Here is a 24,399-nt window from a genome sequence, read left to right as displayed (position 1 = left end):
TTTGCCCCCTCGTTTTCTGCGATCCTGTGATATAAATTGAAAAATCAATGAATCGGAAGGGCGCCTGGACGAAAGACCGGGCGACGTTTCGTTTTCAAGATGGGGCGCGCATTCACGATGAACTCCTCCCGCACCTCTGCAACATCGGCGTCAACACCGGCGGCGAAGACTGTTGAATTTGGAAGCATGCAATAAGCGATGGAAAAAAGTCTAGCGCGTTACATCTGGTCGAATACCCGGCTGGAGCAAATCTGGATCCTGACGATCGTCGCCGCTTCGATGATCCCTTACTTTCTGTCCTTCGACTTGCCGAAGCAGATCGTCAATGGGCCAATCCAGGGCAAGGGTTTCGAACGTCCGGGTCAAACCCAGACCTTCATGCACATTTCTTTCGACGTGCCGCTGCTCGGGCACTTCGAAGTCTTTCAGGGCCTGCAGCTCACCCGTTTTTGGATGCTGATCGCGCTCAGCCTGGTCTTCCTGGCGCTTGTTATCCTCAATGGTCTCTTCAAGCTTTATATCAACACCTATAAGGGCCGGCTGGGCGAGCGCATGCTGCGCCGCATTCGCTTCGAGCTGATCGACCGCGTGCTGCGTTTCCCGCCCGCGCATTTCAAGCGGGTGAAGCCGGCCGAAATCGCCACCATGATCAAGGACGAGGTGGAGCCGATGGGCGGCTTCACTGGCGACGCTTTCGTGCAGCCGGCGCTTCTCGGTGGCCAGGCGATCACCGCGCTCGTGTTCATCATCATGCAGAATTTCTGGCTGGGCATGATCGCCGCGGGCATCGTCGCAGTGCAGGCGGTCGTCATCCCGCGCATGCGCAAGCGGCTGCTGGAACTTGGACGTCAACGGCAGCTCACTGCGCGCGAACTGTCCGGCCGTGTCGGCGAAATCGTCGAAGGCATAGGCACCATCCATGCCAACGATACCACCAACCTGGAGCGCGCCGACATCGCCTATCGTCTCGGGCTGATCTTCTCGATCCGCTACGACCTCTATCAGTGGAAGTTCCTGGTGAAATTCATCAACAACTTCCTCGCTCAGGTCACGCCCTTCCTGTTCTATTCCATCGGTGGCTTCTTTGCGCTGCAGGGCCGGCTCGATATCGGCCAGCTCGTGGCTGTCATCAACGCCTACAAGGACCTGCCGGGGCCGCTGAAGGAACTCATCGACTGGGATCAATCGCGCCAGGACGTGCAGGTCAAATACAATCAGGTCGTCGAGCAGTTCAGCGTGGATGGCCTGATCGAACCGAAGATCCAGGTTATCTCGCCCGCGCCCGCCGGCCGCATCACCCATCCGCTGGTCGCAACCAATCTCACGGTGATCGACGACAGCGGTGCCCGCGTGCTGGATCACGTCTCCGTCGAGATCCATCCCGGCGAAACGGTCGCGATCGTCGGCGACAGCGGCGCCGGTGGCGAATACCTTGCCGAAGCGCTCGGTCGACTGGTCTGGCCGGATACCGGCCGCATCTCCATCGATGGCCGCGACTTGCTGGAACTGCCGGAATCGCTGACGGGGCGGCGTATCGCCTATGCCTCGTCGGACACCTTCTTCTTCCACGGTACGTTGCGCAACAATCTTCTCTATGGCCTGAAGCATGCGCCGCTGACCGCGGCCGATTATGACGACGAGGCGGCCACCAAGCTCAAATGGCAGATGGCAGAGGCACGCCGCGCCGGCAATCCAGAGCTGGATCTCAGCAGCGACTGGGTCGATTATGGCGCTGCCGGCGCCACCGGTCCGGATGATATCTATTCGGTCATCCGCCCTGTTCTCGATGCTGTCGCCATGTCCCAGGATATTCTCGACATGGCGCTACGCTCGAATGTCGATACGACCGCGCATGATGATCTTACCTCTCGTATCGTCGAGCTGCGCCAGGCGCTACGCGTCAGACTGCAGGAGGAAAATCTCGACGGGCTTGTCGTGCCGTTCGAATTTGACACCTACAATCCGCAGGCAACCGTCGGCGAAAACCTGTTGTTCGGTACGCTGAAGCGGCCGCTGATGACCAACCGCAAGCTCGCCGCTCATCCCTATTTCCAGAAGCTGTTTACGGATACCGGCCTCGAGACCGACCTCTACGACATGGGCCTGGAGATCGCCGAGAACGCCGTCGAACTCTTCACCGATCTGCCGCCGGATCACCCCTTCTTCCAGCAACTCACCTTCATGACCGCGGAGGATATCCCGACATACGAAGCGTTGCTGCAGAAGCTGAACGGCAAGGGCTTCAGCGCCGCGACGCCCGATGAGCGAGTGGCCATCATCCGCCTCAGCTTCTCCTACATCGAACCCCGTCACCGCTTCGGTCTCCTGACGCAGACGCTGATGGACAAGATCGTCAAGGCGCGCGCCAAGTTCCATGAACATATCCCGGCTGATCTCGCGCGCGTGATCGAGCGCTACGACCCCGAGCGCTTCACCGCCTCGGCGACATTGATGGACAACGTGCTTTTCGGCCGAATTGCCCACCAGCAGGCCGATGCGCCCGAGCGTATCCACACCATCCTGTATGATGTCTTCGAACGGCTGGGCATGCAGGATAGCGTATTGTCGATCGGCCTCGATTTCGACGTTGGTTCCGGCGGCAAGCGGCTGACCAACGTGCAGCGGCAGAAACTCAATCTTGGCCGCGCCTTGCTGAAGCGGGCAGATTACATCATCTGCAACCGGCCGCTGCCGGCGCTCGACCATCGCGTTCAGGATCAGATCGCCCGCGCTGTCCTGACGGGGCTCGACAGAAGCGAATATGCGCCCGCCGTCGTCTGGGTCCTATCCAATCCGGGCTTTGCGGAGCTGTTTGATCGCGTTCTGGTTTTCGATCGCGGCAGCCTGGTTGAAAGCGGCACCTCCACCGATCTTTTAGAGAAAAACGGTATGTTCAAAGAACTGTTATCGTAATATCCTATTGCAACGGTGGTATCTGGGGCCCGACACTGGGGGTTTGAAGCTCATGCTTCTGAAAGACGAAGTTGAAATGCTAAAGCGGGTGCCGATTTTTTCGCGCATCGCACCCGCAAAGTTGAAGCTTTTGGCATTCACGTCGGATCGCGTCAGCTACAATGCCGGTCAAGTTTTGTTTCATCAGGGCGACCAGGGCGATGCCGCCTACGTTGTTCTTTCCGGAACTGCTGATATTCTTGTCGATAGCCCGGCTGGAGAGATCAAGGTCGCCGAAGTCGACATCAACTCCATCGTCGGTGAAATCGCCATTCTCTGCGACGTCTCCCGCACCGCTACCGTCAAGGCGACGTCGCGGCTGGAGGCGCTGAAGATCAGCAAGGAGCATTTCCTGAAACTGCTCAGCGATTTTCCCGAAATGGCCGTCGAAATCATGCGCGTCCTCGCCGACCGCCTCAATCACACCACCTCCGAACTCACCGCCGCCCGCAGCCGCCAGAACCAGCAGCAGTCAGTGTCGACGCATTGAGATTGAGCCGTTGTGCCGACCTTTTCAGGTCTCGCGCGAGTGCATACTTCATCCGCAAGCACCCGCTTTGATGGGCACCTTTCCCTTTACTCATAGCTATGGGCGAGATGATGCTGCGTGCCGCTACCTCCATCGCATGACCACATAAGGAAGGCTTTCCCCTAACGTATGTCTTAGCGGGTGAGGTTTCGGATCTTCGGTCCCATATTTCCTACAACCTTCATACGGATAATGGATGGCTCATTGCCTTGATTGTCACGTTGTCCTTAGTATTCGACGCGCTCAAATTCTCTGATGCAGTAAGGACAGGTCATGGTGTTCATGGCTTTCATCCTTTGCGATCGGAACTATAGAGCGATGACCGAGCGTGAGAAACAGATTGAATTGGATCGCCTCATAGAGATACTTCGGGACGACGGCATGCCCTATCCCAGAACAAGCGGTATGCTTCTCTCCGGCGCTATGCTTGACAAGACGGTTTCGGAGTGTCGCCGGCTTGTGTCGATATCGCGGCGATCTGGACCACATGTTGGATCTTTGGAGCAAAGCCCTGTGCAGCCATACAGCCTTTGAGTGCTTTGTTGGAGGCGCTGGCCCGACAATCCATAGGCTAGCGGCGGCTACTTGGGTTTCTGAAGCATGGCCGTAGCAAATCACCTTTGATTGCTCAAACCGTACCTCCTTTCGCCTGGGTATTATGGCAGCCGAGTCTCCCTTCACGTCTCCATCAAATCAGCCCACGCCCAGCCAAATTGCGCATCAAATGCGACGTTCCAAACGTCCAGGGAGTGCATTCCGTCGACAACAGCACCCGGTTCTTCAATGCGCCGAGCTTGTCGTTCGAAATGGTGACGATATCGCCGACCTTGTGGGTGAATCCCTGACCGGGCGTGTCGCGATCTTCGACGGGTGCAAAGAGCGTGCCCATGAAGAGGACGAAGCCGTCCGGGTATTGGTGATGGCGGCCGATGGTCTGGGAGACGAGATCGAGGGGATCGCGGCTGATTTCCTTCATTGATGAGCGCCCATGCAGCACATAGCCGTCCTCGCCTTCAACCTTGAGGTCGAGATCGGCATTGCGCACGTCGTCGAGTGTATAGGTCTCGTCAAACAGGCGGATGAAAGGGCCGATCGAACAGGAGGCGTTGTTGTCCTTCGCCTTGCCGAGCAGCAACGCCGAGCGCCCCTCCACATCGCGGAGATTGACGTCATTGCCGAGCGTTGCGCCCTTGACACGGCCTTGGCTATCGACAGCCAGCACGATTTCCGGCTCGGGATTGTTCCACTTTGAGATCGGGTGCAGGCCGACATCGGCACCCGTGCCGACAGAGGACATGACCTGCGACTTGGAGAAGACCTCGGCATCCGGGCCGATGCCGACTTCAAGATATTGCGACCAGACGCCCTCCTCGATCAGAGCTGCCTTCACCTTGGCAGCTTCCGGTGAACCGGCCTTCAGGTTGCGAAGACTGTCGCCTATCAGGGCGGTGACCTTGCCGCGGATTGCCTCCGCAAGATCCGGATTGCCGGCGGCGCGCTCCTCGATCACGCGCTCCAGCATCGAGCGGGCGAAGGTGACGCCGCAGGCCTTGATCGCCTGCAGGTCAACGGGGGCAAGCAGATGGAAGACTGACAGGTCGGCTTTGGTGGCAAGCAGATCATCGAGCTTGGCGACGGCTTCGCCCTTTTGTGCGCGGATAAAACCGACCGGATCGTCCTTCTCGAGGAGGTCACGCACGGTCGGCGTGTCTTTCGAGGTGATGTCGTAGAGCGCGCCGTCACGGACGACGACAACAGCCGGGCCTTTAACATCAGGACGCCAGATGCGGCCGACAAAGATTCCCGTGCTGAAAATGTCAGAACTTGCCATGTGTTTGCTCTCTCCCAGGTTCACCCCGTTTTTTTAGCGCAGGCAGAGAGGCTTTGCCACCTTGGATCGGCTCGAAGGATAGCAGGGTTTTGGATTTTCACCTTCTCCATGACGACAAAAAAGCAAGGCCCCGCAGCGATGCTGCGAGGCCTTTCCGGCCGCAAAACCGGGAGAGTGGTTTCAAGCGGCCTGAACCTTGCGGTCGCTGCGCGCCCATTCGGGCAGCCAGGTGCCATGGGTGGCCAAAAGCTCGTCGACCAGCGACCAGATCTGGTCGAGATCCAGCTCGGCGGCCGTGTGCGGGTCCATCATCGCCGCATGATAAATGTGGTCACGATTCTCGGTCATCAAGGCCTGTACCGTCAGCTCCTGCACGTTGATGTTGGTGCGGATCAGCGCGGTCAATTGCGGCGGCAGGTCACCGACGAAGGTCGGCTGGATGCCGGAGGCGTCGACCAGGCATGGAACCTCGGCGGCGCAATTATAGGGCAGCGAAGTGATGCAGCCATTATTGCGGACGTTGCCGTAGATGACCGAAGGTTCGCCGGTCCAGATCGAATTGATGATCGAGGAAGCATATTCCTTCGATTGGCTCACTTCTATCTTGTCCGCGCTGCGATATTCGTCGGCCTGGTTCTTCCAGCGTGCGATCTGCTCGATGCAGCGCTTCGGATACTCATCGAGCGGGATACCGAATTTCTCGATCAGGTCTTCGCGACCTTCCTTGATGAAATAAGGCGTGTACTCGGCGAAATGCTCCGAACTTTCGGTGACGAAATAGCCGAGCCGGGTCAGCATCTCATAGCGGACCTTATTAGGGCAACGCGGGTTCCAACCGGGCTTCGGCGCCCGCCCCTCGCGATAGGCGCGCACGAGATCGGGATAGAGATCGCGATAGGAACCATCCGCCTGGCGATGCTCAAATTTCAGGTAGAAGGCCATATGGTTGATGCCGGCCGAGCGGTAGCGGATTTCGTCATAGGGAATATCGAGATCCTTGGCCAATTCCATTGCCGTGCCCTGCACGGAATGGCAAAGGCCGACCTGCTTGATCGTCGGAAATTTCTCGGCGATTGCCCAGGTGTTGATCGCCATCGGGTTGACGTATTGCAGCATGACCGCCTCGGGGCAAACGGCGAGCATGTCCTCGCAGATCTTCCAGAGATGCGGCACGGTTCTAAGTCCGCGCATGATGCCGCCGACGCCGAGCGTGTCGGCGATCGTCTGGCGCAGGCCATATTTCTTCGGCACCTCGAAATCGGTCACGGTGCAGGGCTCGTAACCACCGATCTGAAAGGCGACGACGACGAAATCTGCTCCGTCCAGGGCCTTGCGCTGATCGGTAAAGGTCTCGACAACGGCCGATGCGCCAAGCGTCGAAGCCAGTTTGCGGGCAACGATGGCGCTCTCTTCCAGCCGCTGCGGATTGAGATCCATCAGCGCGATTTTCGCGCCCGTCAGCGCCGGGCGTTGCAAAACGTCGCCGATGATATTCTTCATGAACACGGTCGAACCGGCGCCGATAAAGGTGATCTTGGGATTGCCTGCCATGTGAAAGTCTCCTGAATGCTTATGAAGCTACCTCGAACGCCGCCTTCACGAGGCGTTCGGTGTAAGCGGTCTTGGGATGGGAAAGTACGTCGTCGACCGGCCCCTCTTCCATGATCTTGCCGTGCTGCATGACGATGACGCGATGGCAAAGGGCGCGGACGACCTTGAGGTCGTGGGAGATGAAAAGATAACTCAGACCCCGTTCGTCCTGCAGCTTGCGCAAGAGATCGATGATCTGCGCCTGAACGGAGAGATCGAGCGCCGAGGTCGGCTCGTCGAGCAGGATGAATTCCGGCTCGAGCGCGATAGCCCGCGCAATGGCGATGCGCTGGCGTTGGCCACCGGAGAATTCGTGCGGAAAGCGCGACAGGATATTCGAGGGCATGCCGGCGCTGACCAGTGCTTCCTTCACCCGCTCCAGCCGCTCCGCCTTGTTGGTACCGATATTGTTGACCACCAGCCCCTCGGCAATGATCTGGCCGATCGGCATGCGCGGGTTGAGCGAGGAGAACGGGTCCTGGAAAACGATCTGCATGCGTGAGCGCAACGGCCGCATCTCGGCCCGCGAACGGCCGTGGATGGCCTGCCGGTCGAAATAGATTTCACCGCTATCGGCGTCGATCAGCCGCAACAGGGCTTGGCCGAAGGTGGTCTTGCCGGAGCCGGATTCGCCGACGAGCCCCAGCGTCTCGTGCCGGCGGAGCTCCAGACTGAGGCCGTCGACGGCGACCAGTTCACGCATATCCGGTTTGAGGAAGGTGCCGTGGCGCAGCATGAAGGCAACCTTGACGGATTTGCCTTCAAGGATGGTGTCGCAATCCGGTGGCAACGGCTTTGCCTGTCCCCTCGGTTCGGAGGCGAGCAGATGCTGCGTATAGGAATGTTGCGGATGGGCAAAAAGTTCTTCCGTCGTATTGTGCTCGCGCATCTCGCCGTGCTGCATGACGTAGACATAGTCGGAGAACTGCCTGACCACGGTCAGGTCGTGGGTGATCAGGATCACCGCCATGCCGAGTTGCTTTTGCAGGTTGCGGATCAGATTCAGGATCTGAGCCTGCACGGTAACGTCGAGCGCGGTGGTCGGCTCGTCGGCGATCAGCACATCCGGATCATTGGCGAGCGCCATGGCGATCATAACGCGTTGGCGCTGGCCGCCGGAAAGCTGGTGCGGGTATTGTTTCAGCCGTGCCTCAGGATCGGGAATCTGGACTTGCTGCAGCAGCGCCAGCGCCCGCTTCTCTGCCTCGCGGCGGCCGATCCTGCGATGGACGCGGATTGCCTCGACGATTTGGCTGCCGATTGTGTAGATCGGGTTCAGCGAGCTCATCGGCTCCTGGAAGATCATCGAGATGCGATCGCCGCGCAATTGCCGACGGGCGCGTTCGGAAAATTTCAGCACATTCTTGCCGTCGTAGCTGACGGTGGATTTTTCCGAGACGACGGCGCGTTTGGTAAGCAACCCCATCACCGTGCGGGCGGTCACCGATTTTCCCGAGCCGGATTCACCGACGATAGCGATGGTTTCGCCACGGTAGAGCTGGAAGGAGATATCCTTGACGGCGTAGACGATGCCGTCCTCCACCTTGAATTTGACGGCGACATTGCGGGCGTCGATGACGGGCGGCACGGTCTTGTTGGCCGCATCAAGCCTGATATCGGGGGCAAAGGGATTGACGAGTGCGAGAGCCATTGTCCGTCTCCTCTCAATAGGGATCGATGGCGTCGCGCAGACCGTCGCCAAGCGCATTGAATGCAAAGACGGTGACGAGCACGAAGGCGACGGGCGAGAGGATCCAGGGATAAGAGCCGATGACCGAATAGGTGGACGTATCCTGCAGCATCAGCCCCCAGGAAATCAGCGGCGGCTTGACCGCGAAACCAAGGAAGCCAAGGAAGGATTCGAGCAGCACGACGCTCGGAATTGCCAGCGTCACAGTGACAATGACATGGCTCATCACGTTCGGGAAAATGTGCTGCAGGATGATGCGCCAGTCCGTCGCCCCTACCGCCATGGCGGCGCGCACATAATCGATCCGCGCCAAGGCCAAGGTCTTGCCGCGCACCTCGCGCGACATCTGCGCCCAGCCGAGCGCCGACATGACGATGATGACGAAGGCGAGGAAGACATTGGTCGGCGCCGTCACGGGGATCAACGAGGTCAGCGCCAGATAAAGCGGCAATTGCGGAAAGGCGAGCACCAGCTCGACGAAGCGCTGGATCCAGGTATCAAGCGTACCGCCGAAATAGCCTGAGACCATGCCGACGGTGGTGCCGACGATCGTGACAATGAAGACGACTGTCAGTGCAATCATCAGCGAGATGCGCGAGCCGTAGATGGCGCGGGAGAGCACGTCGCGGCCGAACTTGTCGGTGCCGAGGAAATGCACGGGCTGGCCGTCGACCGAGCCGAAGAGGTGGCGATTGCCGGGGATCAGGCCAAACAGGTTATAGGGCGCGCCCTTGACGAAAAAGCCGAGCAGACGCGGGTTGTTGTAGTCTGGCCCGACCACCGGCTGAAAGGTGACCGGATCGAGCTCGTCGGTTTCGGCCAGCGCATAGACGCGCGGCTGGAAGAAGAAATTACCGTCCTTGTCGTGGAAGCTGATCACCTGCGGCGGTGCAAAGCCGGTGTCGGTAGCCTTGGGATCGTCTGGGGCGACGAATTCGGCAAAGAGCGACATCAGCAGCAAGAGGATGACGAGGATGAGGCCGCCCATGCCTGTCCAGGAGCGCTTCAGGCGTCGCCAGACAAGCGCGATGTAGCTCTCATTGCCGCTTTTCGATTTGATCTTGTTGTCATCGAGCGGTGGCGCGGATGTACTGAAGGCGAGCATCAGTGGATCCCTCCCTGTTGGCGAACGCGGGGATCGAGCAAGGCGAGCAGCATATCGGCAATGATGTTGCCGATGATCAGCGTCGCCGACAGCACCATCATGAAGGTGGCGGTGACGTAGACATCGCCGACCGCCATCGAGCCGACGATCGCCGGCCCTACGGTCGGCAGCGCGAAAATAATGGCGGTTTCGATCTCGCCGGTCAGCATATAAGGCAGCACGACACCCTGATACATGACGAGCGGATGCAAGGCGTTCGGCACCGCATGGCGCATGACGACGGCGCCGCCGGAGAGTCCTTTCGCACGCGCGGTCTCGACATATTGCGCATTCAGCGTGTCGAGCAGATTGCCGCGCATGACACGCATGTTGTAGGCGAGCCCCCCGAAAGTGGCGATCGCCACGACCGGCCAGACATGCTTGACCAGATCGACGAACTTAGCCCAGGACCACGGCGCGCCGCCATATTGCGGCGAATAGAAGCTGCCGATTTCCGAGACGTTGAGCTGAAAGACGAGGATATAAACGATGATCAGCGCCATCAGGAAGCGCGGCACCGTCATGCCGAGAAATGAGATGCCGGAAAGCAGGCTGTCGATCCAGCTATATTGCCTGGTAGCGGCCCATATGCCGAAGCCGATGCCGAGAACGGAAGCGAAGAGATGGCAAACAAGCGCGAGCGCCAGGGTGCGCGGCAAGCGTTCGCCGACGACATCCGCGACCGGCTTGTTGTAGAACATGCTGTAGCCGAAATCACCCTTGGTGACGATGCCGCCGATCCAGTTGAAGTATTGCACGACCAGCGGCTTATCGAGGCCGTGTTCGCGACGGTAGATTTGCGCTTGCTCATCAGCCTGGGCGAAGGACGCGCCGCCCTGGTTCATCAACTGCGAACGGATGAAATCTGCATAGTCCCCAGGCGGCGCCTGGATGATGGCAAAAGTCACCACGCTCAGAATGACGAGCACAGGTATGGCAGAGGCTATGCGCACGAGCAGGAATCGCAACATGGGACGGTTCGCTTCTCTTCTTGCCGCCGGTGGTCTGCATCCTCTGAGGATAGCACGGACCGGCTGGGTTCACCCTTGCCCGGCTGCACCGCGATGCAGCCGGAATTTTTGCTTGGTTAGCGGGTAGCCGGCCCGTGGGGCCGGCTACCGTTGCTCCGTTAGTTGATCGGGCCAGCGCTGCCCGGCGCACCCGGAAGCTGCTGCGGGAACAACTCGTATTTGCCTTGCTTGTCGGCCGCGACCCACATGCGCTCGCGAATGATGGAGTCTTCTGCCCAGTTGAACATGAAGATCGGCGTGCCCGGAGGAACGTTCGAGAAGCGCTTGTTGATGATGAGCGCGCCCGGATATTCCGTCAGACCGATATTGTAGAGATGCTCGGTCGAGACTTTCTGGTACTGCTTCATCAGGGCCACACGCTCGTCGCTATTCTGCGAGGTCGTGAACTTATTGACAACATCGACCATCTCCTTTTCGAAAGGCATCAGGTCCAACTGGCCACTTTCGGGCGCGCGGTGGTTCCAGCTCGTGCGCGGGCCGACCGGGGCGAGCTGTTCGGTGTTCTGCACGACGGAGGCCAGCTCCGTGGTGTTACGCCGGACCATCCAGTCGAAGCGGCCGCTATAGTTGGCGTCGTCGCGCTTCGGTCCGTCGAGTGCATTGATGATCACGCGAAGCCCGAGCTTTTCCATCTGGGCCACGACGCCCTCGGCAAGGCTCTTGTCCGTGGTGTAGTCATTGTTGACCAAGAGCGTGATCTCGACATCCTTACCGCCGGCGGTGCCGGCCGGGAAGTTGACGATGCCGTCACCATCCGTGTCCTTGAGGCCCGCCTTGGCAAGCAGTTCCTTGGCACCCTTCAGATCGAAGGGATAATAGACGGTCGAGTTGCGATCATAGAAGCTGGTGCCCGAAGAAAGGCCGCCCGGATAGATCGCCGTGAACGGCCCCTTGACCAGGGAGTCACCGATCGCCTTGCGGTCGAGCGCCATGGTCACGGCCTTGCGGAAATCCTCGTTGCGGTTCAGCTCGCGGATTGCCTGGCCGCGTGGGTCCGGGTTGCCCCAGCCATTGGCGGAGAAGTTCATCTGCAGGTTATAGCCGATGAGGCGCGGTCCGAAGGCGAGACGCGCGGGAGCGTCCGGCTGGGCAGCGCGCTTCAGCGAAGCGACGAAGTTTTCCGGCTGCTCCAGATTGGAGAGGTCGCCGGAGCCGGCCACCGCCTGCACGTCGCGGTCCGCCCAAGTCGAAAGCTTATAGTGCAGCTCGTTGAGGTAAGGCAGTTGATTACCCTTCTCGTCGACCTTCCAGTAATAGGGATTGCGGCGCAGGACGATAATGTCATCGGATCGATACTCGACCGGCACCCAGGCGCCCATGACCGGAATGTTCATATATTCCGGTGGGAAAGCATTCTTGAACTGGTCGTAGGTGTTCTTCGAATATTTCGGATGCTGCGGCTTCAGGATGTGCGATGGGCCTGGGCAGAAATTGGGATAGGCCATCGTGTAGAGATATTGTTTCGGGAAGGCATCCTTGAAGGTCCACTCGATGGTGTAATCATCGATCTTCTTGAGGGTCGTGCCCTCGCCGAAAGCTTCCGGCGATGCGCCGCCACCGAGCGGCGAGACGTTCGGATCGATGACTTCGTCTTCCCAATAGAACATGATGTCGTCGGCATTGAAGGGCACGCCGTCGGACCATTTCGCACCTTCGATCAGGTGCATGGTGAGCTTGTGGCCGTCCGGCGACCATTCCCAGCCCTTGGCAAGGTTCGGCAGCGGTTCGGTGTCCTTCGCCTCGACCTGGAACAGCGGCGCGGTGCGCGTCAGGCACTCGGAGAGGCCGATATCGATGCCGCCCCACCCTTGCGTCTGGCCGGCGCCATAGTTCCAGCCTTCCGGCCGGCCGCCGATGACATGGCGCAGCGTATCGCCATAGACGCCGGTGCCGTCAGGCATGTTGCCGGTCTTGAAAACGAGCGGTTCCTTCGGCAGGCGATCCTTGACCGGCGGCAACTTGCCGGTCTTGACGAATTTCTCGGTAACCCAGTCCGGCTCGTGATATTCCGGCAGCGTCTTGAACTCCAGGATGGAATCGCGTGCCACATATTTGATCTTGCCTTCGGCCGGGAAAACTGGCGGTACGGGCGGCACCGTCGGTTCGGACGCGTAGGCGCTCATGGCGATCGCGGATGTGGCAATCGTCAACGCCGCAAGAATGCTGATCGGTCGAAAATGTCTCATCGTTTTCTCTCTCCCATTGTCGCGAGCGCCCCGCGGGTGCGCCGCACTCCTCCATCGAACGGGAACCGGTTGGCTTTGCGCGACGGGCCTCCTCCTGAAAGTCCCGCCGCAGCCAACCTGTCCCGAATGTCCATTCGCTAGCCAGCCTGCTTCACGGCTGCTTTTTCCGCTCTCAGCTCCTCGATCGAGCGTACGTTGCGGCTGGCCGCACCCTTCCAGTCGCGGGTTTTCACCTTGCCGCGCGACAGGCGGTCCTTGGCGCCTTCGACTGCATCCGCATATTGCGGCAACCAGCGAGCTTCGGCCACAATCATTTCGTCCACCATCTGCCAGACCTCTTCCGGTGTCGATACGGCGCCGACCAGCGGATCGTGCAGAACCGCGAGTTTCAGCAGGTCGAGATCGCCGCTGACGGCCGCATGAACCGACATACGCTGAACATTGATCGAGGAAATGCAGGTCGCGGCGCAGGCTTCGGGCAGCGTGATGCCTGCCACCATGTTGATGCCGAAGCGATCGACGAAGCCGGGCGATTCGATGATGGCGTCTGCAGGCAGATTGGTGATGACGCCATTATTCTTGACGTTGAAGTGGCCGCGATAGACGCGGTTGGTCTCCAGCGCTTCGAGAATATGGCTTGCATGCTCGTTCGAGCGCTTGGCGGGGTCGATCGGCTTCGAGGCGCTCTCGAGGATCTGCGGGAACTCCGTCTCGAACCAGTTGCGGGTCTCCGTCGAATGGCGGAGATAGCCGCCCGTCTCGCCGTGGATCCAGTCGGACATGTCGATCCACTTGTTGATCTCGTCCGGCCGCTTGCGATACCAGGGCAGGTATTCCGAAAGATGCCCGTTGCTTTCGGTGGAATAGACGCCGAAGCGCTTCAGCACATCGATGCGCAATTTCTCCTGCTGCGAATAGACCGGATGCGCCTCGAAAGCGGCAATCAGCTCGTCCTTGCCGATCTTGCGGCCGTTGAGACGCAGGTCGACGAACCAAGTCTGGTGATTGATGCCCGAGCAGATATAGTCGAGTTCCGACTTGTCCTTGGCCCCGAGAACTTCGGCGATCTGCTCGGCCCCGTGCTGGACGCCATGGCAGAGACCAATCGTATCGACCTTGCCGTATTCGATCGCCGCCCAGGTGTTCATCGCCATCGGGTTGGCATAGTTCAGGAACTTCGCGCCTGTTTCAGCGACTTCGCGAATATCCTTGCAGAAGTCGAGAATGACGGGAATGTTGCGCTGGCCGTAGAGAATGCCGCCGGCGCAGATCGTGTCGCCGACGCATTGGTCGATACCGTATTTCAGGGGGATGCGGATATCTTCGGCATAGGCTTCCAGCCCACCGACGCGCACGCAACTGATGACGTAGCGCGCGCCATCGAGAGCCTTGCGCCGTTCTGTCGTGGCCGTCACCCGCGTCGGCAACTTGTTCGCCTCGACGATCTTGTCGAGGATCGCCTTGATCATCGTAAGATTGTGCTCGCTGACATCGGTCAGCGCGAATTCGACATCCCGGAACTCCGGCACGCAGAGAATGTCGGTGAACAGTTTTTTCGTGAAGCCGACGCTGCCTGCGCCGATGATGGCGATTTTGAAACTCATGATCCTCACCTTAAAGTCGGTCGAACAATCAGCAGCGGAGAAGAGGCTGGTGTTTTCATTCTATGATCGCAGAGACAGCGCGACACAGTAAAATCAGCACCTTCTCCTCCTTCTGCCGGTCCTCATCGGCAGGTGCATGCTGTTTTCTGAGAGGAATTATGCCTATAATCGTCGGGCCGACCAGAGAACTATTATGCTTTCAAGGGTAATTTTGTGCTGCAAGATTTGATCGCCAACGGCCAGACCATGCGGACCGTCTCATTGCCGCGTGGACGCCACCGGCTGCACGCCATGCCGACCAGCGCGGGCTACGAAATAAGGGACAACGAGCTTTACGATTGGGATGGACGCAGGCGCGGCCAGACGCCATTTACGGTGCTGCAGCACACGATCGGCGGCAGCGGCCGGCTGCGCTATGAAAACCGCAACTACCGTGTCGGCCCCGGTGACACGCTGTTGGTGCTTGTGCCGCACAACCATCGTTACTGGTTGGAAAAAGGTGAGCGGTGGGAATATTTCTGGATATCGATGAATGGCGAGGAGGCGCTGCGTATTCATCGCCTGATCCTCACCGCCGCCGGGCCGCTCCTGAAACTGCAGCAGTCGACGATCGATCATCTTGCCGATTGCAGCCTCCGGCTCGTAAGGGGCGCCACGACGCCAGCCTCTGCCTCGGCGGTGGCCTATGAAGCCGCGATGGCGCTCTATGACGATGTCTTTGGTTCGCATGCCATCGCCGCCGATCGATCCGCCATGCAGACGGTGATCGACTATATCGACGCCAATCTCGACAAGCCCTTGCCGGTCAGCGACCTTGCCAGGGTCAGCGGCCTCAGCCGCGCCCATTTCTCGCGTGTCTTTGCCGACAGCGAGGGTTTGCCGCCGGCGGAATTCGTCCTGCAGCAACGCATGCAGAGGGCCGCCAAGCTCCTGACCAAGGCAGCGTTCATTCCGGTCAAGGAAGTCGCGATCATGTCTGGCTTCGACGATGCCAATTATTTCTCGAAAGCTTTCCGGCGCACCTACGGCATCAACCCTACGGAATTCCGCACCACCGGCATGTACGCGGCAGTGCGGAGCCCAGGAGAGGACATCAAGAATGCGCGGACAAGATAGCTCCGCCTATGCGGAATGCGGATGCAGGTCGTCGTTACCAGGCGTTTCCAGCCGCACCAGCTTTCCTTCTTCCGCCTTGTAGAAATATTGGCTCGCCACCAGCCAGCCCTTCAACGGACGCAGCGGCGGGATGCAGGTGAGCAGCATGAACGGCAGCGTCGTGAAGGCATGCACCCAATAGGGAGCCTGGAAGGCGACTTCGAGCCAGACGGCAAGCGCGACGCTTGGGATGCAAGCGAAGCAGATGACGAAGAAGGCCGGACCATCGGCCGGATCGGCAAAGGAATAGTCGAGGCCGCAGACCTCGCAGGACGGCCGGAGCGTCAGGAAACCTTTGAACAGATGACCTTGCCCGCAGCGCGGGCAGCGGTTGCGCAAACCGGTCTGGAGCGGGGGAAGCGGCGGCCATGAATCTTCGGATGACATTGTTTTGTCCCTTCCAAGAACCGGGCATTCGCTCTGGAGCGCATTGCCCGAGAGCCTCGCGGGCGAAGCGCCCCATGCGGATCGTCCCGAAGCCGGACGGCACTGTGGGCGACCTTCAAGCCGCCTGCCGTCCTGTTGGAAGATGTATGGCACAACATGCATACATTGTCAATTATTGTATGTATATTGTTCAAGTATCTCATGCGGGCGCGGCAATTTGTCCGATCAGATGACGATCGCCGAAGCGGCCGGTGTCTCTGCCAGCAGATCGGCGACAATGCCGAGGCTCTGGCGAAGATGGTCGCGATCTTCCGCAACGCCGAGCCCAAGGCGGACCGCTTCCGGCGCCGGACCAAGGGCAAAGGCATCGCTCGCGACGACGCCAATGCCGGCAGAGCGCAGTCGCGCCGTGAATTCGCCGCGCGACCATTCGGACGGCAGCCGCAGCCAGGCATGGAAGCCTTCCGGATCGACAAGCAGATTGGCGGCAGGCAGCAATTCCGCCGCAATCGCCTGCCGTGCCTTCGTCTCCTGGCGGATCGCCGCCAGCACAGCCTCGGCCGTACCGTCTTCGATCCAGCGGCTGGCGATCGCGGCGGAAAGCGGCGAAGCCATGGCGGCGGTCGCGCGGATGATGCCGGCAAGCTTGGTTGCCGCGCGCAGATCCGGCACAGCGAGATAGGCGATGCGCAGCGCGGGCGACAGACACTTGGCGAGGCCGGCGATGTGATAGACCCGCTCCGGCGCAAGCGCCGCCAGCGGCGCGACCGGCTGTATCGGCAGCGCGCCATAGGCATCGTCCTCGATAACAGCGACATCGTAACGGGCGGCGATGTCGAGAATGGCCTTGCGCCGCGACAGCGGCAACGTGATCGTCGTCGGGTTGTTGATGGTGGGATTGCAATAAAGCGCCTTTGGGCGCCTACTGAGGCAGAACTCCTCAAAAGCTTCTGGAATCAGACCTTTATCGTCGGTTTCTATAGCAGCAACATTAAGCCGCAAATGCGCCGCCACGGAGAGGAAGCCCGGATAGGTCAGCGCCTCAGCGCAGACTGTGTCGCCAGGGGCCGTCAGCGTGCGGGTGATGGCGAGTATCGCGCCCTGAGCGCCGGGGCACACGAGAATACGTTCCGGCCCGATACCGGGCAGCCGGCCTGAGAGCCATTCCGCTCCGGCCGCGCGGTCCCGGACGGCGCCGCCTGGCTGTTGGTAGCGCAGCAGCAGGTCCAGCCCATCGCTGAATTCCAGCCCGCTGATCCCCTGCCACATCCGCTCCGTCAGGGCTTCGTCATCGAAGCGCGGCGGCAGGTTCATGCTCATATCGACCAGCCCGCTGGGAATGGATTTTTGGCGTGGCGGCGCTGCCCGGCCCTGGCTGACATAGGTCCCCTGCCCGACCCGGCCTTCCACCAAACCCCGTTTGCGCGCTTCGGCGTAGGCGCGGGTGACGGTGGTGAAATCGATGCCGAGCGCCTCGGCTAGCGCGCGCTGCGGTGGCAGGCGCGCACCGATCGCCAAGCGGCCGGCGCGGATGTCGGCCTGCAAGGCATCGGCGATCGCCAGATAGACCGGCCCGGCCACCCTGCTGATAGAGGGTGCCCAGAAGGGCGCTGCCTGATCATCGCTCATATCGGTATCTCCAAAGGAATGTATGCATATTGTATGGTTTTTGCGCCGCGAGCAAGAGGGTGACCACCGGGAAATGCCGATCCGGGATCCGATTTCGTTGCACCATCGCGACAGGCCTGTATAGATATCGCCCGGCTGCGACCATGCTTCGCATCGCAACCGCGCCTTTTCCAAGCAATACGCGTTCGTCCAGGCTGCGACGGGCTCCATCGATAGGAATGAACATGCGCTCTGTTGTCGCTTTCAATGAATCCTGGAGTTTTCAGGAAGGTTTTTCGCTTGCCGAAGTTGGCCATCTTCAGGCAGGACAGCCCGTCACCTTGCCGCACACTGCGGTTGAGCTGCCATTCAACTATTTCGACGAGAAATCCTATCAGCGCGCCTTCACCTACCAGAAGATCCTGCCCTGGAGCGCCGATTTCGCCGGGCGCGAAATGTCGCTGGTGTTCGATGCCGCCATGGCCGATGCGGTCGTCTATCTCAATGGCGAGGAGATCATCGCTCACAAGGACGGCTACACACCCTTCGAAGCGCGGCTGACTGGCCGCCTGCGGGAGGGCGACAATCTCCTCACCGTCAAGATCGACGGCAGCGAGAACCCGGAAATCCCGCCCTTCGGCGGCCGTATTGACTATCTCACCTATGCCGGTATCTACCGCGATGTCTGGCTGAAGGTGGCAGCGCCCGTCTCGATCGCCAACATCAAGGTCGAGACCGGCAATGTGCTTGCCGCTGCAAAATCCGCGACCGTTCGCTGCGACATCGCCAATCCGCAGGGCCTCGCCTTCAACGGCGCGATGGAAACCCGCCTCTGCGCAGCGGATGGCACGGTGCTGGCCTCGGCAGTCGCCGAGATCTCGGGCGGCAGCGTTACCTTCGCCTTCGACAATCTGACCGGCATCTCGCTGTGGGAACTCGACAATCCCGTGCTCTATACGATTGATGCCGAGCTGAAAACCAACCATGGATCAGATCGGTGCGCGGTAAATTTCGGCTTCCGCACTGCCGAGTTCACCGCCGAAGGTTTTCTGCTGAATGGCCGCAAGCTGAAGCTGCGCGGTCTCAACCGTCACCAGGCCTTCCCCTATGCCGGCTATGCCATGGGCCGCTCCGCGCAGGAGCGTGACGCCGAGATCATGAAGCACACGTTGAAGTGCAACGTGGTGCGCACATCGCATTATCCGCAATCGACCTGGTTCCTCGATCATTGCGACCGCATCGGCCTACTGGTCTTCGAGGAAATCCCCGGTTGGCAGCATATTGGCGGCGAAGAGTGGAAACAGGAATCGATCCGAAACGTCCGCCGCATGATCGAACGCGACTGGAACCATCCCTCGATCATCATCTGGGGCGTGCGCATCAACGAATCGCAGGATTCCCATGATTTTTACGTCGAGACCAACAGGCTTGCCCGCGAACTCGATCCGACGCGCCAGACCGGCGGCGTGCGCTACATCACCGAGAGCGAGTTGCTCGAAGACGTCTATACGATGAACGACTTCATTCTCGGCAACGAGGAGCTGCCGGGCGCCAACCGCCCGCGCACGCCTCTCAGATCGCAGCAGGAGAATACCGGCCTCTCTAAGAATGTGCCCTATCTGATCACCGAATTCGGCGGCCACATGTACCCAACGAAGATCTACGATCAGGAACAACGGCAGGCCGAGCATGTGCGCCGGCATCTGGAAGTGCTGAATGCGGCCTATGGCGACCCGTCGATATCAGGCGCCATCGGCTGGTGCATGTTCGACTACAATACCCATAGCGATTTCGGCTCCGGCGACCGCATCTGCTATCACGGCGTCATGGACATGTTCCGCGAGCCGAAATTCGCGGCCTACGCCTATATCAGCCAGTGCGAGCCTTCCGACGAGGTCGTTATGAAGCCCGTGACCCAATGGGCGCGCGGTGAGCGCAACATTGGCGGCGTGCTGCCGCTAATCGTGCTCACCAATTGCGATGAAATCGAGCTGCGCTACGGCTCGCTCGTCAAGCGTATCGGCCCGGACCGGGAGAATTTCCCGCATCTACCGCACCCGCCCGTCGTCTTCGACCATCGCCATTTCACGAAGGACGAATTGGGCGTCTGGGGCATGGAATGGGAGGACGCGCATTTTACCGGGTTTATTGGTGGCAAGGCGGTGGCAACGCTGCACATGGTCGCCAATCCCCTTCCGACGACGCTCGAGGTGAAGGCGGACAGCCTGACGCTTCGCGCCGGCGATCGCGACACGACGCGTATCATCGTCCGTGCTCTTGACCAGGCAGGCTCCCGCCTGCCCTTCCTTAACGATGTCGCGACGATAAAGGTCACCGGCCCTGCTGAGGTCATCGGCCCGCAGACGATAGCCTTCCAGGGCGGTACCACCGGCTTCTGGCTCCAGTCGACGGGCGAAGCGGGGGCAATCATCGTCGAAGTTTCATCCTCGCGCTTTGCGACGCGAACGGTCACGCTGGCGGCGAAGTGACGACCTAAAAGCAGGCTCAGGCGATGACGGGATAGCCCAACGTGATCGCCTGCCGCTCCAGCTCGGCCAACGCCTCATAATCGGCATCGCCAAGCACCTCAAAGCGCCGCAACGACAAGGTATCGCGGACATCCGCAAGCGTGGGCTCGCTTGCGATGCCGGAGAGAATTTGGCGCAGCAGCGTCAGTTCTTCCGCCGAAGTTTCCATGCCGGTGATGAACGGCAAGCCCGGCCCGCTGACCGTTTCCGCCAGAATGCGGACACCGGCGACACGGTGGGGATCAAAGCGGTTGGCATTGCCGAAGGTGACGCAGTCAATCGCTGCGACATCAGCTCTGCCGTCGGTCACGGCATCGATACTGCGCAGATGCCCGCCGGTTTCGATGACGCGACCGAAGAAGCTGCTGCCTTTAGCGAGCGGCGCGATGGCCGCACGGAAGAGATTGGAGCCGGAATTGCTGCCGGGATCGTTGATGGCGGCGGTCAGTCCGCGAAGATCGGCAAGCGCCTCTATTGCCGAGTCCTTGCGAACAATGATGAAGCTGCGCATCGACGGGCCATCGCAACCCGGCAGGTCATAGACCGGCGTCGCCACAAGCTGGACCCTGCCTCGCAGGTATTTGACATAGGGAAAGCCGCAAGTCTGCGCCAGCAGCAGCCCAGGCTGCACCCAGGCCTCGTCATGCGTGATGCCCTTCTCCAATGTCTCGGGGACATCCGCCACGCCCGCTTTTCGCAGCCGGTCGCCGATATAGGCCCAGAGAGCGTCCGTCGCGGCAACAAGCGGCGGCTGACCGGTATACATGGCAATGTTGCTGAGGCGCATAACGGGATATCTCAAGAGATCGGCAGGACTTGCTGATCCCATACACCGCTCCGAATGCTGGCGCATCCCGGAAAGTGCATTTGCTTCGTCGAGGCGTCCGCCTTCAATAGTCGGGCACGTCAAGCGTGCCTTCGCCCTGGGGAAAAATGCCTTTCCTCATCGGCATCATCGACATCGGGTCTGGCATCCTCGAGCGCCTGCAGAACTTTCGCGCGCAGCCATGCATCGTGGACAGCGCTGTTGCTGACGAGTTCGAGTGGCAGGGCGCCCTCATTCGCCGTACGGGTCAGCAGGATGCGGATGGCATCCGAGACCGTTAATCCCATGGTCTCGAGAACGGCCGCTGCGCGTTCTTTGATTTCAGCGTCGATTTGAGTCTGGACCATTACATCCGATGCCATTTCAGCCTCCCTCGGCTGAGGAACAATGTCATGCATTTCGAATGACATCTTCCAGTGGCCGAATATAAATCAAAAAGTCGGCGCGTGCACCGTCACCGGGTCGGTCGTGGCGACGCGTTGCGGCGTTTCCGCTGCCGGCGCTGGGAACTGTCCCTCGAACAGGCGTTGGATGGCAGCGGTGCTCCGGTCGTTGCGTGGCAGAACCGGTTTACGTGCCAGCAATTCCTCATCGATTATCGCCTGCATGCCTGTCGTGAAATTGCGAAGGCTGAATTGAGCCGCATGCGCGCGCAGCACGTCCGGACGGAAAGCATCCTCGTGATCTTCGAAATCATGCACCGCGTCCACCACTGCTTCCACGGATTGCTCCCCGAACAATATACCGCTGAGGCCTGGAACGACCGTTTCCAGCGCGCCGCCGCTGCCAAAGGCGATGACGGGACGGCCGCTGGCCATGGCCTCGACCGGAACGATGCCGAAATCCTCTTCGCCCGGGAAAATCAGTGCGCGGCAGCGAGCCAACTTCTCCTTCAGCACCGAGAACGGCGCACGGCCGAGGAAGGTAATGGTCGGTCCGGCCAAACGTTTGAGTTTCTCCATTTCCTTGCCCTCGCCGATGATGACCAGATTGCGGTTCATCTTGGTAAAAGCCCGGACAGCGAGGTCGATCCGCTTGTAGGGAATGAGCTGGCCGGCGCAGAGGTAGAAGTCCTCCGTTGCCGCCGCCGGGATGAAATCGTCCACCGAGACCGGCGGGTAGAGCACGGTTGCTGGGCGACGGTAATATTTGCCGATGCGGGCGCTGACATGGTGGGAGTTGGCGATGAAGCGATCGACGCGCAAGCTGGTGTTGACGTCCCAGGTCCGCAACAGCGGCGCCAGCACCGGCAACATCAGCCGCGAGGCAAGGCCGGCATTGGAGCGATAGAAATGATAGTGGTCCCAGAGGTAGCGCATCGGCGAGTGGCAGTAGCAGACGTGCGTTGCTTGCGGCGGCGGGATAATGCCCTTTGCCGGGCCTGATTCGCTGGAGATGATCAGATCGTAACCGCTGAGATCGAAGCTCTCCAGTGCGAAGGGCATCAGTGGCAGCAGTGACTGATAGCCTTTGATGGCGCCGGGGATGCGCTGCAGGAACGATGTCGTGACCTTGTGTCTCCTGATCTTTTCGGAGACGCGGCTCTCATCATAGACGAGCGTGAAGATATCGGCGTCCGGATACATGTCGCAGAGCGCTTCGACCACTTTCTCGCCGCCCCGCATCGACACCAGCCAATAATGAACGATGGCTACCCGCATCCTTCTTCCTCCGCCGTTGATCGAGACATCATTGTGCGGGCGGCGGGCAATGCGACAGAACCCACATCGGTCCTCCATCGCATCCAAATGGTGGAAGGTCATGACCAAAAGGTCTAGGCGGCCAAAAACAGTTTAAACTCAATGTTATATTCGCTGTTACCCGAACGCTGAGCCCCACCCATTCCTTCCTCAGAAGGGATTAGCCGTAACCCTACGGCAGGGGATTTACTCGAAAAGCGTTCAAGGGATGATCTCAGTCCATAGCGCTGCGGCAGGGTTGGCGGTGGCGCGACCGACACGAAAACGAGATCGCGCCTCATGTTGACAATTTCTGCTCTTCACGCACAAGCCCGCCGGAAGACGCCGGGCACCATCCTCGGCCTGTTCCTCGCCCTGGCACTTTCGGGAACCGCCTTTATCGACAAAGCGAGTGCCGCATCGGACGATGTCTATCACATCAAGCCTCAGACGCGGATGAAGGTAGCGATCGTCGAATGGGTCGCCGCGACCGGCGAATATAAGGAATGGACGGCGCTGAACGGCGAATATGTCGTTTCGCAATCCGGAACGATCTCCATCCCGATGATCGGCGAGATGACGGTCCTCGATAAGACCACTGTAGGTGTCTCCGCAGAAATCGGCGATCGGCTGAAGCAGATCACCGGGCTTGCCACCGCTCCGACGGCGTCCGTCGAAGTGGTGAAATATCCGATGATCTACGTCACCGGTTCAGTCGAGAAGCCGAGCGAGCTGGAATTCCGGCCGGGGCTGACAGTCAAGCAGGCCGTTGCTATGGCCGGCGGCCGCGAGCGCCGCACCAGTCCGACCGGCGAATATAACAATGCGCAGCAGATCAGCTATGCCGGCGAGATTAACCGGATGGAGCTGCAATTGAAGCAGCTCGGCGCTCGGCGCGCCCGGTTGATGGCTGAGCTGAATGACCAGACGACCATCGATTTTCCGATGGAAATCAAGGCGGCGCCCGAAGGCTCGGCCATCAAGCAGATCATGACCAGCGAAATCGATGTCTTCAATGCCAGGGCCGAGGCGATGCGCCAACAGCTTCAAGCTGCCGCCGAGCTCGAAACCTTGCTGCGCAACGAGATCGACATTCTCGACGAGAAAATGACATCCCAGGACGAGCAGGTGAAGATCGCCCAGGACGAATTGCAGGACATTTCCAAGCTGGTCGACACGAAGATCCTCACCACCTCGCGCAAGACCTCCCTGGAACGCGTCGTCGCTGACATGCAGAGCGGCAAGCTCGATCTCGTCGTCGCCTCGATGCAGGCCAAGCAAAAGCTCAGCGAGACCCAACGCGATGCGCTGAACCTCAAAGGGCAGCGCAAGACCGAGGTCGGACAGCAATTGCAGGCGACCGAAACCGAAATCGAAGACACCAAGCTGAAGCGCAACACGACGCTGCAACTGCTGCAGATCGCCGGCGCTTCGCTGTCTCGCTCCCAGAGCATGAAGGCGATCGATCTCCAGCCGCTCGAATATTGGATCACGCGCGGCGGCGATGCAGGCACCACAACCGAGGTGCAAGAAACGACGGAGGTGCAGCCGGGCGATGTGCTGGATGTTCGCTACAACGTTTCCGGCAGCCTGGACGGCACGGTGCTGTCCTCGATCGATCCCACGCAATCCCAATAACCACCATCAAAAGCAAGGTCG

17 protein-coding genes are annotated in these 24,399 nt (G+C 60.0%); 5 read left to right on the top strand and 12 right to left on the bottom strand.

Features of this window, described 5'->3' with window-relative positions; translation table 11 throughout:
• Window positions 1-198: 198 nt before the first annotated feature.
• Together NXC24_RS28155 and NXC24_RS28150 are read left to right on the top strand one after the other, a co-directional pair.
• Window positions 199-2,913 carry an ABC transporter ATP-binding protein gene (locus NXC24_RS28155; protein WP_104826669.1) on the top strand — a complete coding sequence of 905 codons (2,715 nt, stop codon included), beginning with the start codon at window positions 199-201 and terminating at the stop codon, window positions 2,911-2,913.
• A gap of 52 nt (window positions 2,914-2,965) precedes the next feature.
• On the top strand, window positions 2,966-3,442 hold the full coding sequence (locus NXC24_RS28150; RefSeq protein WP_104826668.1) for a cyclic nucleotide-binding domain-containing protein: 477 nt from the start codon (window positions 2,966-2,968) through the stop codon (window positions 3,440-3,442).
• Between the two features lie 727 nt (window positions 3,443-4,169).
• On the opposite strand, the gene NXC24_RS28140 is transcribed toward NXC24_RS28150, so the two are convergent.
• The 7 genes from NXC24_RS28140 to NXC24_RS28110 form a co-directional block, all read right to left on the bottom strand.
• Entirely contained in the window at window positions 4,170-5,312 is a 1,143-nt protein-coding gene (locus tag NXC24_RS28140; RefSeq protein ID WP_104826666.1) for a fumarylacetoacetate hydrolase family protein, read from the bottom strand.
• A 180-nt stretch (window positions 5,313-5,492) separates the two neighbouring features.
• Window positions 5,493-6,863: an alpha-glucosidase/alpha-galactosidase gene (locus NXC24_RS28135; RefSeq protein WP_104826665.1), complete on the bottom strand. Its 1,371-nt coding sequence runs from the start codon at window positions 6,861-6,863 to the stop codon at window positions 5,493-5,495.
• A 19-nt stretch (window positions 6,864-6,882) separates the two neighbouring features.
• Entirely contained in the window at window positions 6,883-8,553 is a 1,671-nt protein-coding gene (locus NXC24_RS28130) for an ABC transporter ATP-binding protein (RefSeq protein WP_104826664.1), read from the bottom strand.
• A 13-nt stretch (window positions 8,554-8,566) separates the two neighbouring features.
• The gene (locus NXC24_RS28125) at window positions 8,567-9,697 is read right to left on the bottom strand and encodes an ABC transporter permease (protein WP_104826663.1); all 1,131 of its coding nucleotides are present in this window, start codon (window positions 9,695-9,697) and stop codon (window positions 8,567-8,569) included.
• Window positions 9,697-10,707: an ABC transporter permease gene (locus NXC24_RS28120; RefSeq protein ID WP_104826662.1), complete on the bottom strand. Its 1,011-nt coding sequence runs from the start codon at window positions 10,705-10,707 to the stop codon at window positions 9,697-9,699. The genes NXC24_RS28125 and NXC24_RS28120 overlap by 1 nt, the downstream gene beginning before the upstream one ends.
• A gap of 158 nt (window positions 10,708-10,865) precedes the next feature.
• Window positions 10,866-12,953, bottom strand: a complete 2,088-nt coding sequence (locus NXC24_RS28115) for an ABC transporter substrate-binding protein (RefSeq protein ID WP_104826661.1) — start codon at window positions 12,951-12,953, stop codon at window positions 10,866-10,868.
• A 137-nt stretch (window positions 12,954-13,090) separates the two neighbouring features.
• Window positions 13,091-14,557, bottom strand: coding sequence for an alpha-glucosidase/alpha-galactosidase (locus tag NXC24_RS28110; protein ID WP_104826660.1), 1,467 nt, complete (start codon window positions 14,555-14,557; stop codon window positions 13,091-13,093).
• A 246-nt stretch (window positions 14,558-14,803) separates the two neighbouring features.
• Between NXC24_RS28110 and NXC24_RS28105 the strand changes: the two genes are divergently transcribed.
• Window positions 14,804-15,673: an AraC family transcriptional regulator gene (locus NXC24_RS28105; RefSeq protein WP_311319465.1), complete on the top strand. Its 870-nt coding sequence runs from the start codon at window positions 14,804-14,806 to the stop codon at window positions 15,671-15,673.
• Window positions 15,674-15,679: 6 nt separating this feature from the next.
• On the opposite strand, the gene NXC24_RS28100 is transcribed toward NXC24_RS28105, so the two are convergent.
• On the bottom strand, window positions 15,680-16,099 hold the full coding sequence (locus NXC24_RS28100; protein WP_104826658.1) for a DUF983 domain-containing protein: 420 nt from the start codon (window positions 16,097-16,099) through the stop codon (window positions 15,680-15,682).
• A gap of 225 nt (window positions 16,100-16,324) precedes the next feature.
• The gene (locus NXC24_RS28095) at window positions 16,325-17,728 is read right to left on the bottom strand and encodes a PLP-dependent aminotransferase family protein (protein ID WP_104826657.1); all 1,404 of its coding nucleotides are present in this window, start codon (window positions 17,726-17,728) and stop codon (window positions 16,325-16,327) included.
• 224 nt (window positions 17,729-17,952) lie between these two features.
• On the opposite strand from NXC24_RS28095, the gene NXC24_RS28090 reads away from it, so the two are divergent.
• Window positions 17,953-20,196, top strand: coding sequence for a glycoside hydrolase family 2 TIM barrel-domain containing protein (locus NXC24_RS28090; RefSeq protein WP_104826656.1), 2,244 nt, complete (start codon window positions 17,953-17,955; stop codon window positions 20,194-20,196).
• Window positions 20,197-20,212: 16 nt separating this feature from the next.
• Here the strand turns inward: NXC24_RS28090 and NXC24_RS28085 are convergent, their stop codons facing one another.
• The 3 genes from NXC24_RS28085 to NXC24_RS28075 form a co-directional block, all read right to left on the bottom strand.
• Window positions 20,213-21,064, bottom strand: a complete 852-nt coding sequence (locus NXC24_RS28085) for a PhnD/SsuA/transferrin family substrate-binding protein (protein ID WP_311319464.1) — start codon at window positions 21,062-21,064, stop codon at window positions 20,213-20,215.
• 77 nt (window positions 21,065-21,141) lie between these two features.
• Entirely contained in the window at window positions 21,142-21,423 is a 282-nt protein-coding gene (locus NXC24_RS28080; protein ID WP_104826654.1) for a type II toxin-antitoxin system RelB/DinJ family antitoxin, read from the bottom strand.
• A 69-nt stretch (window positions 21,424-21,492) separates the two neighbouring features.
• A complete protein-coding gene (locus NXC24_RS28075; RefSeq protein ID WP_104826653.1) occupies window positions 21,493-22,722 on the bottom strand; it encodes a glycosyltransferase in 1,230 nt (409 codons plus the stop codon).
• 318 nt (window positions 22,723-23,040) lie between these two features.
• Between NXC24_RS28075 and NXC24_RS28070 the strand changes: the two genes are divergently transcribed.
• On the top strand, window positions 23,041-24,378 hold the full coding sequence (locus NXC24_RS28070) for a polysaccharide biosynthesis/export family protein (protein WP_104826652.1): 1,338 nt from the start codon (window positions 23,041-23,043) through the stop codon (window positions 24,376-24,378).
• The last annotated feature ends 21 nt before the right edge of the window (window positions 24,379-24,399 follow it).

Source organism: Rhizobium sp. NXC24 (assembly GCF_002944315.1).
Lineage (GTDB): Bacteria > Pseudomonadota > Alphaproteobacteria > Rhizobiales > Rhizobiaceae > Rhizobium.
Note: the sequence above shows the minus strand (reverse complement) of the source record. Positions and strands in the feature narration are given on the sequence as shown.